Here is a 14,798-nt window from a genome sequence, read left to right as displayed (position 1 = left end):
TCTGTGGAGGTGCCGTGAAGGTTGAGCCCGCTTGGGCGCGGGGCGAGGGCCACCGCGTCGCAGGGCGGCGGTGGCGGGGTGACCGGCCGGGTGCCGTGGCAGGGGTCCACGGCACCCGGCCGGCGCGGAAGGGCCGGACGGCCCGGCCGGGTCAGGCGTGGTCGGGTACCGGCTCGGCGGCCGCGTCCGGGGCGGCCTCGGGGGCGGGCTGCGGCCGGCCCGGCAGGAGCAGTCCGGCGAGGAAGACCACCACGGCGGCGGCCACGGCCCACCAGAAGGCGTCGGCGAAGCTCCCGGCCGTCGGCGTGGCGTGCTCGCCGCCGCCCTGCAGGATGAGCGCCACCACGGCGATGCCGAGCGAGGCGCCGATCTGGTTCAGGATGAACACCGCGCCGGTGGCCCCGGCGACGGCCTCGCCCGGCACGGTCCGGTACACCGAGCCCATGGTCGGCGCGCCGACCAGACCCATCCCGAAGCCCGCGGCGAGCTGAGCGACGGTCAGCAGGACCTGCGAGGTGTCGGGCCCGGACTGGGTGAAGACCAGCGCGCCCGCACCGATCAGCAGGGCGCCCGACGGGACCAGGACGCGCGCCCCGAACCTGTCGGCCAGGTTGCCGGCCAGCGGCATGCCGATCAGCGTGCCGAGCCCGAGCGGTGCGAGCAGCAGCCCCGACTGCAGCACGCTGTGCCCGTGCACCTGCTGGTAGTACAGCGGCAGCAGGAACAGCAGTGAGAACAGACCGCCGCCGAGCAGGAACATCGTGGTGACGCCGGCCGTGAAGCCCTTGCTGGAGAAGAGCCTCAGGTCGAGCAGCGGGGTCTTGTCGGTCCGCAGGGCGTGCACGGCGTATCCGGCGAACAGCGCGACGCCCACGGCGAGTCCGATGAGGACGCGGGTGTTGCCGAAGCCGTGCGCGCCGGCCTGCGAGAGCGCGTACACGAGCGCGGCGAAGCCGGGGGAGAGCAGGAACACGCCGAGGACGTCGAGCGGGACCGGGTCACCGCTGGGCGGCGGGTCGGCCGGCAGCACCTTGATCGCCAGCACATGGCGGCGAGCGCGAAGGGGATGTTGACGAGGAACAGCCACTTCCAGTCGAGGTTGTCCAGCAGCAGGCCGCCGACGATCGGGCCCACCACCGGCCCGAGGGTGATCGGTACGGAGATCAGGCCCATGACCCGGCCGATCCGCTCGGGACCGGCGGCGCCCGCGACCACGGTCATCATGATCGGGTCGATCATGCCGCCGCCCAGGCCCTGCAGGACGCGGAACGCGATCAGCGACTCGGCGTTCCAGGCGAAGGCGCACAGCGCGGAGCCGATCAGGAAGACCGTGAGGCCCAGCAGCCACATGCGCTTCGCGCCGAACCGGACGAGCGCCCAGCCGGCCAGCGGGATGGCCAGGGCGACGGCGAGCAGATAGCCCGTGGTGACCCACTCGATGGTGGCGAGCGAGGCCTTGAACTCGCCGCCCAGGCTGCTGATCCCGACGTTGACGATCGTCGCGTCCAGGTAGGACATCATCCCGCCGAGCACCATCACCCCGAGCAGCGTGAGCAGCCCGGAATCGAGGCGGGCCGGGCTCTGCTCCGCCATCTTTGCTACAGACATGGCAACTCCATTGGTCTGATACGCCTATTGATTTGAACCGAGTAGTTAAATTTGATGGTTGGGACGGTAGCATCGCCGTATGAGCGTTGGCGAGACCCCGAAAACGAAGGCGGCCCCGGCGGACCGGGGCCGGATGGACAAGCGGCGGGCCATCGTGGATGCGGCCCTCCGGGTCTTCGCGCGCGTCGGCTACAGCCAGGCGAGCCTCGACCTCATCGCCACCGAGGCGGGGGTCGCGAAGCCCACGATCTACAACCACCTGGGGTCGAAGGAGAACCTCTTCCGGCACGTGATGACCGAGACGGCGGCGCGCTCCAACGCCAAGACCCTCGACGTGCTGGAGGACTTCCCGACCGACCCGGACGGTTTGCGGCCAGGCCTGGAGGACGTGGCCCACAAGCTGGTCGACTGCTACTGCGACGAGCAGTCGGAGTCCGTGCGCCGCCTGCTCTACGCGGAGGCGGTCCGCTTCCCCGACCTCTTCGACGAGGTGCGCGCCAGCGGACCCAACCAGTTCACCGACGCCCTGGCAGGCCGCCTCGCCCGCCTCGCCAACGCGGGCCACCTGCGGATCGAGGACCCCGAGCGGGCCGCCAACCAGTTCATCGCCCTCGTCTACGCGGAGCTGCCGGACATGAGCGCGCTGGGTACACGGCCGCTGGACCCCGAGCACGTCCGGCACATCGTCAGCGCGGGCGTGGACACCTTCCTGCGCGCGTTCGCAGCCGAACCCGGCACGGGCGCCACCGGCGCCTCGCTCGGCAACGTGGTCAGCGGCTGATCCGCAGCTGCAGCCAGCACGACAGCCGGTCGTCCGGGTCGTCGAGATCGAGGCCGAACTGCTCCCGGGCGCGCCGCAGCCGGTACTTCAGGGTGTTCGGGTGGACGGTGAGGTTGCGTGCCGCCTCGCCGATGTTGCCGACCGCCTCCAGCCAGGCGGCCACCGAAGCCGCGTAGTGGGTCTCCTGGAGCCGGTCGTGTTCGAGCATCGCCTCGACCCCGGGGTGGCGCAGCCGTGGCCGGTGCGTGAGCTCGTCGGCCAGGTGCGCGAGGAGGACCTGCGCGCGGACGTCGGTCAGCGCCGCGACCGGTGGCGCCCCGGCGGCCGCGGTGGTCACGCGGAGCACGTCGTCGACCTCCGAGCGCAGGTCCGGCAGTTCGTCGGTGTCCGCGGCGGTCCGGCTGACGGCGGCGCTCATCGGCCGGGTACGGGGGCGGGCGATCGCGGCCAGTGCCTGTGCCGCCAGGCGCCGGCCCGATTCCGGGTCGTCGCCGGGCAGCAGGGCGTACACGGCGCGCGGACCGGTGGCGACGGCGGCCGCGGGACGTACTGCGGCGAAGTGCCGGCCGAGGTCGGCGCCCATCCGGACCAGCAGTGTCCCCGCCTCCGCCGGTGTGCCGGCCGGGGCGAAGCCCAGCAGGACCAGGGGCGTGTGCGCGGGGAGGCCGAGCCGGTAGGCGGTGTCCTGCGCCGCCGCCGTGCCGTCCAGGCCGGCCCGCAGGGCCTGTTCACGGGCGTGCAGCTCCAGGGCGGCGGCGCTGCGGCGGCGCAGCATGTGCAGGGCGGCGGTCCCGGCGCCGTCGAGCAGCGCCCGTTCGCCGGCCGCGTCGAGCGGGGTGCGGTCCTCGATCGCCCAGATCGTGCCGAGCGGGAGGTCCCCGGCGCGGATGGCGACGGCGGCGCGCGGCAGCTCGTCCTCGGCCAGTGCGGGCAACCGTACGACGCCGGGGGCGGCCAGCACCCGCCGGTACTGGCGCTGCTGCCGCTCGGCCTGCGCGTCCGGCTGGTCGGGGACCCGGCGGCCGAGGATGCCCTGGCGGCGCAGCTCGTCGATGCGCTGGCCCGGCAGGGTGGAGTGGGCGAGTACCCGGGCGTCGAGGTCTTCGATGGCCACGGACCCGCCGATCACCGCCGCGATGGCGTCCGCGAGGGCGAAGAGCTCCTCTCCGCTCCGGTCGCCGCCCGGACCGCTGTTTGGCGCCTCCGACGAAACCATGCCCCGATGATAGGCGACCTCGACAAAGCGAGAGCCAGGAGGCAGCCCCGAGCATGGTGCGACCAGGCCCCCTCCCGGGCCCCTGGCGTACCGCTCGTTCGGAGGAAGCCCCATGACCGTCCCGGCCACCCCGGTCCCACCCGCCGCCCGTCGGCCCGCGCCGTCCCCCACCCCCGAAGCACTGCTCGGCCTGTTCCCGGCCGGCACGCGCCTCGCCGAGGACGACGGGCAGCTGGTGATCGGCGGCTGTCGGGTGACCGAGCTCGCCGACCGCTTCGGCACACCGGCCCTGATCATCGACGAGGGGGCCCTGCGGGACCGCGCCCGCCGGTACGCGGCCGGGCTCGCCGCACGCTGGCCGAACTCGCGGGTGGCCTTCGCCTCCAAGGCCTTCCCCTGTACCGCCGTGTACCGGGTGCTGGCCGAGGAAGGTCTGAGCATCGACGTCGCGGGCGGCGGGGAGCTGGCCCTGGCGCTCGCCGCCGGTGTGGACCCGGCCAGGATCGTCCTGCACGGCAACGCGAAGACGGACGCCGAGGTGGAGATGGCCGTGGCGGCGGGGGTCGGGCTGATCGTCGTCGACAACACCGACGACATCGACCGGCTGGAGCGGATCGTCACCGGCGAGCAGGCCGTACTCGTCCGCGTCACCCCCGGCATCCGCCCCGACACCCACGCCGCGGTCGCCACCGGCCAGGAGGGCTCGAAGTTCGGACTCACCCTGCCCCGGGCCCGCCGGGCCATCTCGCGGCTGCGCGCGAGCGACCGGCTCCGGCTGGACGGCGTACACGTCCACATCGGCTCCCAGATCCTCGACACCGAGCCGTTCGCCCGGGCGGTGGAGGCGGTGGCGGAGCTCGGCACGTTCGCCGTATACGACCTCGGCGGCGGTCTCGGCGCCCGCTACACCTACGACGACCACCCGCCCAGCGTCGAGGAGTACCTGGACGCGGTGGTGGGAGCGGCCCGCAGGGTACTCCCGCCGGACGCGCAGATCATCCTCGAACCCGGCCGGTCCATGGTGGCCGAAGCGGGAGTGACCCTCTACCGCGTGGCCACCGTCAAGCGGGGCGAACCGACCTTCGTCGCGGTGGACGGCGGCATGGGCGACAACCTCGAAGTCGCGCTGTACGGCCAGCGCTTCGAGGCCACCGTCGCCACCCGCCCGGGCGGCGGCGAACCCCACCACCTGGTGGGCAGGCACTGCGAGTCCGGCGACGTCCTGAGCGCGGACGTCCGCCTGCGCGACCCGCGCCCCGGAGACCTGATCGCGGTCCCGGTCACCGGCGCGTACTGCTTCTCCCTGAGCAACAACTACAACGGCGCGCTCCGGCCGCCCGTCGTCTTCTGCCGCGACGGCGAGGCCCGCCCCGTGGTGCGCCGGGAGACGTACGCCGACCTGCTCCACCGCGACCTGCCCTGAGCCGCCCCGGCCGGCCCCCTCACCTCGTCCCCTCACCTCGCAGGAGTCCCCATGTCCTCCCGGCCGCAGCTGCGCCAGCAGCTTCTGAGACGCAAGCCCTTGCACACCTTCGGAGAGGAACCGGGTGGAGGCGGCGGACTGCGCCGTACCATCGGCCCCTTCCAGCTCACGATGATCGGGATCGGCGCCACCATCGGCACCGGCATCTTCTTCGTACTCGGCTCGGCCGTGCCCGAGGCGGGCCCCGCCGTGATCGTGTCCTTCGCGATCGCGGCGGCCGCCGCGGCCCTCACCGCCCTCTGTTACGCGGAGCTGGCCTCGGCGGTGCCTGTGTCCGGTTCCTCGTACTCCTACGCGTACGCCACCCTGGGCGAGTTCGCGGCCTGGGCGGTGGGCTGGTGCCTGCTGCTGGAGTACGCGGTGTCCGGCGCCGCCATCGCCGTGAGCTGGGGCCAGTACCTCAACGACCTCACCCTACGGACCCTCGGCTTCCAGATGCCCGAGGCGATCTCGGCGCCGCCGGGCGCGGGCGGCATCGTCAATCTGCCCGGAGTCGTGCTGGTCGGCCTGTGCTGTCTGCTGCTGGTCCGCGGAGCGAAGGAATCCGCCCTCGTCAACACGGTGATGGTCCTGGTCAAGCTCGGAGTGCTGGCGCTCTTCGTGGTGATCGGCGCCACCGGCTTCGACTCCGGCAACCTCCACCCCTTCGCCCCGCTGGGTGCGGCCGGCATCGGGACCGCCGCCGCCACCGTCTTCTTCGCCTTCATCGGCCTGGACGCGGTGTCCACCGCCGGCGAGGAGGTCCGCGACCCGCGGCGCACTCTGCCCCTGGCCATCGTCGGGTCGCTGGTCGTGGTCACCACCGTCTACGTCCTGGTGGCCGTGGTGGGCGTGGGCGCCCAGCCGTGGCGGGCCTTCGACGGCCAGGAGGCGGGGCTGTCCGCCATCCTCGGCGACATCACGGGCGCCGGCTGGCCCGCCGTACTGCTCTCCGCGGGCGCGGTGCTGTCCATCATCAGCGTCACCCTGGTCGTGCTGTACGGACAGAGCCGCATCCTCTACACCATGGGCCGCGACGGCCTGCTCCCCCCGGCCTTCCACCGCGTCAGCCCGCGCAGCGGCACACCGGTGTTCACCACGCTCCTCACCGGCGGCTTCGTCGCGGCCCTCGCGGCGTTCTTCCCCCTGGACCTGCTCGCCGACCTCACCAGCATGGGCACCCTCGCCGCCTTCACCGTCGTCTCGCTCGGCGTACTGATCCTGCGCCGCACGGCCCCGGACCTCGACCGCGGCTTCCGCGTCCCCGGCCACCCGGTGGTCCCCCTGCTGTCCCTGCTCGCCTGCGGCTACCTGATCAGCCAACTGCCGCTCGACACCTACCTCCTGTTCGGCGGCTGGCTGACCTTGGCCCTGCTCGTCTACGTGCTCTACAGCCGCCGCACCTCACGCCTCCAGCCCGCCGGGGACGGGACCCCGGTCCCCTAGGCGGCCGAACGGCCCTGAGCCCGCACTGCCAGGTGTTGTTCCCGGAGCCCGGCACGAACGCACCTTATGGTGTGGTTCGTGACGGACCATGCGACGCAGGCCATGGGCACGGAGATGGCCGCGGCCCGGCTCAAGGAGCGGCTGTACGCGACGATCACCATGATCTCCGTCGTCATCGGGCTCGCGGGCGGCACCCATCTGGACGCCGTCGGAGCCGCGGCGACGGTCGCGACCGCCTCCGTGGGCCTGTGGCTGGCCGCGCTGGTCGCCGACCAGCAGGCCCATCGTGTGACGCACGGCGCCCTCGCACGGGGACGGGAACTGCGCGCGATGCTCTTCGTCAGCAGCCCGCTGCTGCTGTCCGCGGTGGGCCCGCTCATCCTGATCGGCGTCTCCGCACTGGGAGCGATGGGCCTGAAGACGGCCCTCCTCACGGCAGCCGGGGTCAACGTCGCCACCCTGTTCGCATGGGGGTGCTACGGCGGGATCCGCATGGGCGGAGGGACGCTGTTCGCGCTGCTGGCCGGAGCGATCGACGCGGCGATCGGCACGGCGGTCGCGGTGGTCAAGACGGCCACCGGCCACTGACGCCCGGCCGCACGATCACCGCTCTTGACGCAGCGCCGTGGTGAACCAGGTGATGACCGGAGCGAGTCGGGGGGACACCCGCCATCCGTTGACCGCGGCCAGGAGCCGCCAGTAGCGCTCGGCGTGCGGGTCGGACGTGATCCGCAGACGGGCGAGGAGCCAGCGGCGGACGTCACCGGCGTCGGGATGCTCGAACGCGTGGGCGTACAGGGCGGCCAGGGAGTCGGACAGGGGTGTCGCTTCGGCGGAGGCCGGCAGGATGCCGGCGGAGACCGCTTCGTGGATGAGCTCGCGCACCGCTTCGTTGAGCTCGTGGTGCAGGTCGGTGGACTCGTCCGGGGAGTGTTCGTCCGCCTGGTGCTCGGCGCTGCGGCGGACCGCGGCGCGGAAGTCCGCGTCCTGGCAGAGTTCGGCGAGTTCCACCCAGGCCTCCACCTGTTCCGGCGCGGGATCGTCGGGGAGGACGGGCAGGGTGGATCGCATCAGGGCGACGAACTCGGGATTGGTGTGCGGGCCGCTGAAGGTGTCGTCGATGAAGTCGGTGACCAGCCGGTGTCGTTCGTCCTCGGAGAGTCGGGCGAGTCGGTGCATGAGGTCCATCTCCATGGTGGTGGGGCCGCGTCTGGCGACTGCTCGTAGTACCGACCGCCGCAGGCGAAGGGTCTGGATCTGTACGTCCAGGGCGTCGGCGTGCGCTTCCGCGACTTCCGCCACGGAGGCCTCACGACCCAGCACCTTGCGTACGGCTGCCAGGCCGAGCCCGAGATCCCGCAGGGTTCGGGCCAGCTCCAGGCGTGCCAGTGCGTCGACGTCGTAGAGCCGGTAGCCCGCCGGACTCCGATCGGTTGGCGGAACGATGCCCGTGTCGGAGTAGAACCGGATCGTCTTCACCGTCAGACCCGTCCGGCGGGCGAGTTCCCCGATGGAATAGAGCGTGTCGCTGTGCATGCCCCCAGCTTGATCTCTCCCCCCACGGGAGACTCAAGCGGGACTACTTGGCGCCGAGACCGGCGTCGGAGACCTCGAGCTTGCCGGCGGCCCTCAGGACCTTGTTCAGGATCCTCAGGTCGTAGATGCCGGTCAGGTCGGGCTGCTCGATGAGCTTCGCCTTCACCGCCCAGTCCGACTGCTTCTTCAGCGTCGCGGCCAGCGGGTCGTCGGTGACCCGGATGCTCGGCCACGCCGGGTCGATGACCTTCGCGTCGAGCCCCTTGCCCGTGTCCGCCGCCAGCTTCGTGTTGGCGGAGACCTTCGCCCTGTCCTGGTGGGCGCGGATCCACCCGTTGGTCTTCACCGTGCCCCTGAGTACGGCCTCGACCACGTCCGGGTGCTCCTTGAGGAACTTCTGCGACACGACGATGTTCGTGATCACGAACTTGTTCTCGGGCCACAGGCTCGCCTCGTCGAGGAGGACGCTGCCGCCGTCGGAGACGAGCTTGGAGGCCGTCGGCTCCGGCACCCAGGCGCCGTCGATGGAGCCCTGCTTGAAGGCGTCCGGGGTCACCTTGTTGTCCGTACGGACGACGGAGACGTCACCCTTGCCGGACTCGGGGTCGACCGACCAGCCCCTCTCCGAGATCCAGTTGAGGAACGCGACGTCCTGCGTGTTCCCCTTCTGCGGGGTGGCGATCTTCTTGCCCTTGAGGTCGTCCAGGGTCTTGATCTTGTCCGGGTTCACGACCAGCTTGACGCCGCCGGAGGCGGAGCCGGAGATGATCCGCAGGTTGGAGCCCTTGGACTTCACGTAGCCGTTGATCGACGGCGAGGGGCCGATGAAGCCGATGTCGAGAGAGCCGCCGTTGAGGGCCTCGATCTCGGACGGACCGGCGTTGAAGGACTGCGGCTTGATCGTGGTGGCGCCCAATTCCTGCTGGATCAAGCCCTCTTGGAGGCCGACCAGGGCGGTGGCGTGCGTCAGGTTCGGGAAGTACCCGATCCGGACCTCGGAGGCCGACAGCGGTTTGCCGCCGGTGGCCGCGACGTTGGCCTTGTCGTCCACCTTCTTCGCCTGGGAGCCGTAGCCGCACGAGGTGAGCAGCAGGGGGAGCGCTGCGGTGACGGCGAGGGCGCGCAGGGTGCTGAGCGGTCTTGCGGCAGACACGGAGGTGTCCTTTTACGGGATGGGTTCGGGGAGGCGCGGAAACAGCACACGCCACCCCCTCCGGGCCGTCGGTGGCGGGAACGCGGGCGCGGGCGGAGAAGAGGATGGGTGCGCACACCCGCGCTCGAGGACGCGCGGGCGGTGAGGTCGGCAGGGGCGCGCCCGGCCGATGGAGGGCGGGGCGGCAAGGGCGCGCGGCAGTGGACCGTGCGTGGAGCCAGGCCTCTGGATCGTGTCAGGCGGACTGACAGATGGCGCTGGAGGTGCGGACCAGGTCGATGTGCCGGCGGGAGGTCAGGGGCAGGGCCCGGCCTGCGTGGTGCAGCGCTCGCACGGCGCTCCCCCTATTCCTAGTTTTCCCACCTGGTTGGTAGGCATAGTTGCAGAGGTGAGGTGCCCACCCCAAGGGGTCGCCCATATCGTGGACTTCCGTATCCCGGTATGCGAGAAGCGGGCGGGTGGGTCAGGCGGTCAGGGATTGGTCCAGGCGTCGGGGGCGTGGGTCAGCGCGGATACGTCGGCGGGCAGATCGGATGACGCGACGTCGGCGAGCGACACCCCGTCGAGGATCTCGCGTACGTTGGCCCTCAGGGCGATCCACAGGGGCAGGAGCGACTGGGCGGGGCCGGTGTAGGACAGATCCGGGGGGCGGACCCCGCGCACCGAGACGAGCGGTCCGTCCACGATGCGGATGACATCCGCGATGCTGATGGACTCGGCGGGCTTGGCCAGCCGGTAGCCGCCGTTGCCGCCGCGCTGGCTGAGCACGAGGCCGCCCCGGCGCATGTCGTTCAGGATGCCTTCGAGGAACTTGTGCGGAATGTCCTGGGCGTCCGCGATGGCTTCGGCCTTCAGTGGCCCGTCATCCTGTGACGCGGCGAGCTGGAGTGCGGCACGTACCGCGTAGTCCGCCCTGGCTGAGATCCGCATGGGGACATTATCCCGTACGGTTTCGGCTGGTCGCGGACCCGCACCCCGTGCGGCCCTCGACTCAGCGGAAGGCCGCCATCGCGCGGTGGGAGCCGTTGAGGTAGTGCGCGCCGACGGAGCGCAGGCGGTGCGAGACCGGGCGGTGGGCCGTCAGCACCCGGGCGTTGCGCCAGAACCGGTCCAGGCCGGGGGCGTCGGCGAGCTCCAGCACCCGGGCCGTGATGTGCAGGGTGGCCTTCGACGTCACGGCCTCGGCCGTGGCGACCAGGGCGGCGACCCCCGCCGGTTCTTCGGCATCGAGCTGCGCACCCGTGGTGAGGGCCTGCGCCATCACCTCGGTGGCCCGGTCCACCACGGCGGCGGCCGTCTGGGCGGCGGAGGCGAGTTCCCCGTACGTCAGCAGCAGGTCCGGGTCCTCACCGGGCAGCCGGTGCGCGCGGCCGCCCCTGCTGAGGTCGCGCGCTTCGGTGAGGGCGCCCTCGGCGATGCCGAGGCCGACGTGGCACAGGGCGAGCCGGAGCGCCGGCTCCGCGAGCGCGGTGAAGGGCGCGGTCGACTCCTCGTCGTGCGGCCGGCGGCCCAGCACCTGCCCGGGCGTGACCGCGACCCGGTCGAGGACGACCTCGCCCGCGCCGGCGAGGCGCTGCCCGAGGCGGTCGTGGGCGGGTTCGACGGTCACGCCCCGTGCGCCGGCCGGGATCCGTACGACGAGGACGTCACCGGTCGTGGCGCAGAGGGCGTCCAGCAGGATCTGGTCGGCGGCGGCCACCGCCGTGTCCACGGACCGGCGCCCGTTCAGTACGTAGCCGGTGCCGCGCGGCCTCAGGGTGAGGTCCGGTCCATCGGAGTCGCCGTCGGGTGCGGGCGCGTGGACCGCGCCGGTCCACAGCCACTGCTCGCGCGCCGAGGCCTCTTCGAGGGCCGTCGCGTCGTCCTGACTCGCGTAGAAGCGTCCGCTCCACGCGTGTACGTAATGCCGGGCGAGTACGTCGCCGACGGAGCTGTCCGCCGCGGCGATCTCCCGTATGACGGCACATCCGGTACGCCAGTCCGTCCCGCGGCCGGGCCCGGGCGGGGTGAGGGCCGCCGGCAGGCCGGCCTCGCGCAGCCTGGCCGTCTCGTCGGTCGGCGGCTTGCCCGCCTGGTCGCGGACGATGGCGTCCGCCGCGAGGTCGTCCGCCACGTCGCGGGCGGTGCGCAGGAGCGCGCGGCGCCGCTCGTCGGCCGATCGGGGGCCGGCGGTGCCATGGGGGATGGCGTTGGTCGTTGGCCGGCCGCGCTTCATCAAATCCCACCTTTCCCATCGGATTGATAGGGATATCGCCCCGAAGAGGGCTTCCGACAAGAGTGCGACCGGATGATGGACAGTTCGATCTCGGAATGAAAGACGATGAGCCATTTCCTATGAAGTCAGTAGGGAAGTGTTGACGCGGGCCTGCCGCGCACCCCACGATGTGACCATGTCCCCGTCGCAGCCGATGCTCGTACGCCGCAGGCACGTTGACTTCCGTCTCGTCGCCAGCGCGGTCTGCCGACCCGTCTAGGCCTTCTGCGCCAGGGCATTTCCTCGACGCGCGCCGGCGTTCTGGTTGCCGCCTCTCTCTGTGTGTCGCTCCTCTCTCGTGACCCCGGCCCTCTGAGCCGTACGGGTCCGCTCGGCGTGCGACGCGCCGGCTTCCCCCGTCGGAGCCGTCATGGAGACCCCTGCCCTGCCGTGGCCGAACACCCGGCATCCGTACCGCACTCCGAGCAGCCGAAGGGGCCCATCGTGACCACCGCAATTCCCGTACCCGCCACCCCTCGTGACCCCGGCCCACGCCTCCACCTGGTCGGCGCCCGCCCACCCGGCGGCCCCGCCGACGGGGCCGAGGGCGGTCGCGTCGGATACCTCGTGTTCCTGCTGGCGGACGTCGACCCGGTGGCGCTGATGGCGGCGCACGGCATACGCCGGGAGGTCCCCGAAGCCGTCCGCCCCGACACCATCCGGATCGACCGGACACGTCGGCTGGCCGAGGTCGACGGGCGCGAACTCGACCTTACCTACCTGGAGTTCGACCTACTGGCCCACCTCGTGGCCCACCCGCACACGGTGCACACGCGTGATGCCCTCATCTCGGGCATCTGGGGATACGGACACATCGGCGACGGCCGTACGGTCGATGTCCACGTGGCCCGGTTGCGCCGCAAGCTCGGCCCCGCCCACCGGGACCGCATCTCCACCGTGCGCCGCGTCGGCTACAAGTACGTGCCCGACCACCAGTAGCGAGCCGCTGGAGCGGATACGCGCGGCCCTCGCCGTCGAGCGGCGCCCCGCACCACAGCCTTCCCGACCTGAAAGGGAACACCATGCAACGCCGCCGCCGCTCCCTGCGCACCGGACTCGTCCGTGGCCTCGGTGCCGTCACCGCGACCGTGGCGCTCGCCTCCGGCCTGACCGCGTGCGGGGGCGATGCCCGGGCCACCGGGGCGGGCGGGGACGTGGTCACCGTCGGCGCCGTGTCCAACGGCGCCGCCCGGCAGACCGAGCTGACCGTCCCCGCCGTGGAGGCCCTGAGGGCGCAGCTGCCCGCGGCCGTCCGCGAACGCGGCGAGCTGGTGATCGGGGTCGGTGCGCTGCCCGCCGGCTACCCGCCGCTGGCGTACGTCGGCATCGACAGCGGCAAGGTCGACGTGGCGTTCACCAACGTCACGGTCACCGAGGAACGCAAGAAGAAGTACGAGTTCGCGGGCACCCACTCGGGCGCCGGCGAGTCGCTCCAAGGCCTGATCGCGGCGACCGCCAGGAAGAACAGCGGCCTCGCCAAACCGGTCGCGGCCGCGATCAACCACCTGATCGACAACGGCCAGTACCGCAAGCTGCTGGCCGCCTGGAACCTGTCCGACGAAGCCGTCACCACCTCGGAGGTGAACCCGCTCGGCCTGCCGCTGACCAACTCCTGAAAGCCGCGCATCGCGGACGGGTTCAGCGGGTGCTGCGGTGACGGCGGTCGAGGTGGACGGTGGCGAGTTTGGCCAGGGCCGGTCCGGTGTCCTCGTACGCCAGCGGGGCCAGGTCCGGTGGGGGTACGTAGCCTTCCGGCATGGCGGCGTAGGCCTGTTCCATCATGCGGAGGTAGCCCTCGGCGAGGGTGCCGGGCCAATCGCCGGTCAGGGGCGGGCGCATGCGGGATTCCGCGGCGAGCGCCGCGTGGTGGGCGGCTGCTTCCAGGGCCGCTTGCTCGCGGGTGAGGTCGGTGATCAGGGGTCGGCCGGGATTCCACGGCCGCAGCGTTTCCGGAAGTGCCCCACCGGTCAGGGGCGGGGCGAGGAGGCCTTGGGCGAGGGCGGTGGCGATGAGCGGGGAGGCGTGCAGCCCGTCGCGGTGCGTGCCGCCGGCCACCCACAGTCCCTCGCGGGACGTGGGGCCGATGACGGGGTGCCCGTCGAGGCCCACGGGCCGGTTGCCGTGGTGCAACCCGACCAGCGGCATCGTCGTCAGGCCGTGGTGGAGTTGCCCGAGGGCGGCGTCGAGGAGTGAGCGCAGGGCTCCGGTCGTGGACGCTGCCGCGGGTGCCAGGGCGGGGTGGGCGGTGGCGCCGACGTACCAGGCGCCGTCTGCCTGGGGGACGGCGTGCAGGCCGCAGGCGTAGGCCCGGGTGGGTGTGCGGATCACGGCGGGCAGGGGCTCCGGGGCGGCGATGGTGAGGGCGGTGCCGGCCGCGGCCAGGACGGGGACGACGGGCAGCTCCGGATCCAGGCCGTCCAGCAGGCGCGTGGTCCATGCCCCGGCGCAGACGAGCACGCGCGGCGCGGTGAAGTCCCCTTCCGGAGTGTGCAGTCGGTAGCGGCCGGCCGGGGCGGTGCCGAGGGTGCCGGTGCCGGTGCGGACGAGGTGGGGGAAGGTACCGAGGGCGGCGTCGAGGGTGCCCAGCCAGGCCCGCGCGTCCAGGAACCGCTCGCCGGGCAGGTACAGGGCGCGCAGTGCCCGGTCGTTGTCCAGCGGCCGGTGGCCGGGGATCGCGTCGGGATCGGTGTCGTGGCAGGCGAGTCCGTATGCGTCCGCGGCGGCGCTGATCGTGCTGAACGCCGCGTCGTCGAGGCGCGAGGACACGGCGTTGAGGAGCATGTAGGTACCTGCTCCCCAGCCGTCCGCGGCCGCCGCCGCTCCTGCCGCCTCCCGTACCCGCTCACGCCAGGCGGGCCACATCCGTGCCGCCTCGACGGCCATGGCCAGCCGAAGCCTGCCGTGCGGGGTCCGTAGCGACGCGGGCGTCACCTCTCCCAGGACGCCGAGCATCGCCCCGGCCGCCCGCGAAGCGCCCGCCCGGACGGGATCACCCGCCAGCACGACCCGGGCCCCCGGCGCGGCCACGGCCAGCGCGAACGCCGCCGACCGGCCCAGCACACCGGCCCCCACCACCAGCACGTCCGCACCCTGCTCCATCCAGGCCCCCAAGTCTTCGGACCGGCCGTGACCACCACGGCTCCCGGGCCATCAGGCCACCCCGAACGGCCAAGCTCAAGACCGCGTTCATGCGGATGCGACGATGATCCTGGCCGCTCGTGAGCGGCAGCGGACGCACCCCCAACAACCGGAAGGCCCGTCATGAGTGAAGCCACGAGCCGGGGCCCCGAGCGCGTCGTCATCGTCGCGGGCAGCATCGCCGGCATGCTCGCGGCACCACCG

14 protein-coding genes and 1 pseudogene are annotated in these 14,798 nt (G+C 72.4%); 6 read left to right on the top strand and 9 right to left on the bottom strand.

The genetic code is table 11. The annotated features are described in order from the left end of the window. Window positions 1-151 precede the first annotated feature (151 nt). Both ACGFYU_RS11340 and ACGFYU_RS11335 read right to left on the bottom strand, forming a co-directional pair. Complete coding sequence (locus tag ACGFYU_RS11340) at window positions 152-973, bottom strand: MFS transporter (protein ID WP_393827025.1); 822 nt, start codon at window positions 971-973, stop codon at window positions 152-154. Window positions 974-1,041: 68 nt separating this feature from the next. Beyond that, window positions 1,042-1,518: pseudogene (locus ACGFYU_RS11335) on the bottom strand (MFS transporter); the annotation flags it as partial. A 169-nt stretch (window positions 1,519-1,687) separates the two neighbouring features. Between ACGFYU_RS11335 and ACGFYU_RS11330 the strand changes: the two are divergent. Continuing rightward, entirely contained in the window at window positions 1,688-2,389 is a 702-nt protein-coding gene (locus ACGFYU_RS11330) for a TetR/AcrR family transcriptional regulator (protein ID WP_393827024.1), read from the top strand. On the opposite strand, the gene ACGFYU_RS11325 is transcribed toward ACGFYU_RS11330, so the two are convergent. Continuing rightward, on the bottom strand, window positions 2,379-3,605 hold the full coding sequence (locus ACGFYU_RS11325; RefSeq protein ID WP_393827023.1) for a PucR family transcriptional regulator: 1,227 nt from the start codon (window positions 3,603-3,605) through the stop codon (window positions 2,379-2,381). The two genes, ACGFYU_RS11330 and ACGFYU_RS11325, sit on opposite strands and share 11 nt — an antisense overlap. A 112-nt stretch (window positions 3,606-3,717) precedes the next feature. On the opposite strand from ACGFYU_RS11325, the gene lysA reads away from it, so the two are divergent. The 3 genes from lysA to ACGFYU_RS11310 all read left to right on the top strand — a co-directional run bounded on the left by lysA (window position 3,718) and on the right by ACGFYU_RS11310 (window position 7,101). After that, complete coding sequence (lysA, locus tag ACGFYU_RS11320; protein WP_393827022.1) at window positions 3,718-5,028, top strand: diaminopimelate decarboxylase; 1,311 nt, start codon at window positions 3,718-3,720, stop codon at window positions 5,026-5,028. Between the two features lie 51 nt (window positions 5,029-5,079). Then, entirely contained in the window at window positions 5,080-6,513 is a 1,434-nt protein-coding gene (locus tag ACGFYU_RS11315) for an APC family permease (RefSeq protein ID WP_393827021.1), read from the top strand. 78 nt (window positions 6,514-6,591) lie between these two features. Beyond that, a complete protein-coding gene (locus ACGFYU_RS11310) occupies window positions 6,592-7,101 on the top strand; it encodes a hypothetical protein (RefSeq protein ID WP_393827020.1) in 510 nt (169 codons plus the stop codon). A 15-nt stretch (window positions 7,102-7,116) separates the two neighbouring features. Here ACGFYU_RS11310 and ACGFYU_RS11305 read toward each other — a convergent pair whose 3' ends face one another. The 5 genes from ACGFYU_RS11305 to ACGFYU_RS11285 all read right to left on the bottom strand — a co-directional run bounded on the left by ACGFYU_RS11305 (window position 7,117) and on the right by ACGFYU_RS11285 (window position 11,417). Then, complete coding sequence (locus ACGFYU_RS11305; protein ID WP_393827019.1) at window positions 7,117-8,049, bottom strand: MerR family transcriptional regulator; 933 nt, start codon at window positions 8,047-8,049, stop codon at window positions 7,117-7,119. A gap of 43 nt (window positions 8,050-8,092) precedes the next feature. After that, a complete protein-coding gene (locus ACGFYU_RS11300; protein ID WP_393827018.1) occupies window positions 8,093-9,202 on the bottom strand; it encodes an aliphatic sulfonate ABC transporter substrate-binding protein in 1,110 nt (369 codons plus the stop codon). Window positions 9,203-9,437: 235 nt separating this feature from the next. Continuing rightward, complete coding sequence (locus tag ACGFYU_RS11295) at window positions 9,438-9,536, bottom strand: putative leader peptide (protein WP_393827017.1); 99 nt, start codon at window positions 9,534-9,536, stop codon at window positions 9,438-9,440. Window positions 9,537-9,673: 137 nt separating this feature from the next. Then, window positions 9,674-10,132: an RrF2 family transcriptional regulator gene (locus ACGFYU_RS11290; RefSeq protein WP_393827016.1), complete on the bottom strand. Its 459-nt coding sequence runs from the start codon at window positions 10,130-10,132 to the stop codon at window positions 9,674-9,676. Window positions 10,133-10,193: 61 nt separating this feature from the next. Continuing rightward, window positions 10,194-11,417 (bottom strand): acyl-CoA dehydrogenase, encoded by a 1,224-nt coding sequence (locus tag ACGFYU_RS11285; RefSeq protein WP_393827015.1) that lies wholly within the window; start codon window positions 11,415-11,417, stop codon window positions 10,194-10,196. Between the two features lie 483 nt (window positions 11,418-11,900). On the opposite strand from ACGFYU_RS11285, the gene ACGFYU_RS11280 reads away from it, so the two are divergent. After that, window positions 11,901-12,395, top strand: a complete 495-nt coding sequence (locus ACGFYU_RS11280; RefSeq protein WP_393827014.1) for a winged helix-turn-helix domain-containing protein — start codon at window positions 11,901-11,903, stop codon at window positions 12,393-12,395. Window positions 12,396-12,478: 83 nt separating this feature from the next. Continuing rightward, on the top strand, window positions 12,479-13,072 hold the full coding sequence (locus tag ACGFYU_RS11275) for a transporter substrate-binding domain-containing protein (protein WP_393827013.1): 594 nt from the start codon (window positions 12,479-12,481) through the stop codon (window positions 13,070-13,072). 22 nt (window positions 13,073-13,094) lie between these two features. Here the strand turns inward: ACGFYU_RS11275 and ACGFYU_RS11270 are convergent, their stop codons facing one another. After that, complete coding sequence (locus ACGFYU_RS11270) at window positions 13,095-14,555, bottom strand: NAD(P)/FAD-dependent oxidoreductase (protein WP_393827012.1); 1,461 nt, start codon at window positions 14,553-14,555, stop codon at window positions 13,095-13,097. Window positions 14,556-14,798 lie beyond the last annotated feature (243 nt).

The organism is Streptomyces sp. NPDC048337 (assembly GCF_043201175.1).
Lineage (GTDB): Bacteria > Actinomycetota > Actinomycetes > Streptomycetales > Streptomycetaceae > Streptomyces.
Note: the sequence above shows the minus strand (reverse complement) of the source record. Positions and strands in the feature narration are given on the sequence as shown.

What these genes read in the sequence shown, in the direction of transcription:
- ACGFYU_RS11315 (WP_393827021.1), top strand. Translation starts at nt 5,080, where the DNA reads ATGTCCTCCCGGCCGCAGCTGCGCCAGCAGCTTCTGAGACGCAAGCCC.
- ACGFYU_RS11330 (WP_393827024.1), top strand. Translation starts at nt 1,688, where the DNA reads ATGAGCGTTGGCGAGACCCCGAAAACGAAGGCGGCCCCGGCGGACCGG.
- ACGFYU_RS11305 (WP_393827019.1), bottom strand. Translation starts at nt 8,049, where the DNA reads ATGCACAGCGACACGCTCTATTCCATCGGGGAACTCGCCCGCCGGACG.
- ACGFYU_RS11290 (WP_393827016.1), bottom strand. Translation starts at nt 10,132, where the DNA reads ATGCGGATCTCAGCCAGGGCGGACTACGCGGTACGTGCCGCACTCCAG.
- ACGFYU_RS11270 (WP_393827012.1), bottom strand. Translation starts at nt 14,555, where the DNA reads ATGGAGCAGGGTGCGGACGTGCTGGTGGTGGGGGCCGGTGTGCTGGGC.
- ACGFYU_RS11285 (WP_393827015.1), bottom strand. Translation starts at nt 11,417, where the DNA reads ATGAAGCGCGGCCGGCCAACGACCAACGCCATCCCCCATGGCACCGCC.
- ACGFYU_RS11325 (WP_393827023.1), bottom strand. Translation starts at nt 3,605, where the DNA reads ATGGTTTCGTCGGAGGCGCCAAACAGCGGTCCGGGCGGCGACCGGAGC.
- ACGFYU_RS11275 (WP_393827013.1), top strand. Translation starts at nt 12,479, where the DNA reads ATGCAACGCCGCCGCCGCTCCCTGCGCACCGGACTCGTCCGTGGCCTC.
- lysA (WP_393827022.1), top strand. Translation starts at nt 3,718, where the DNA reads ATGACCGTCCCGGCCACCCCGGTCCCACCCGCCGCCCGTCGGCCCGCG.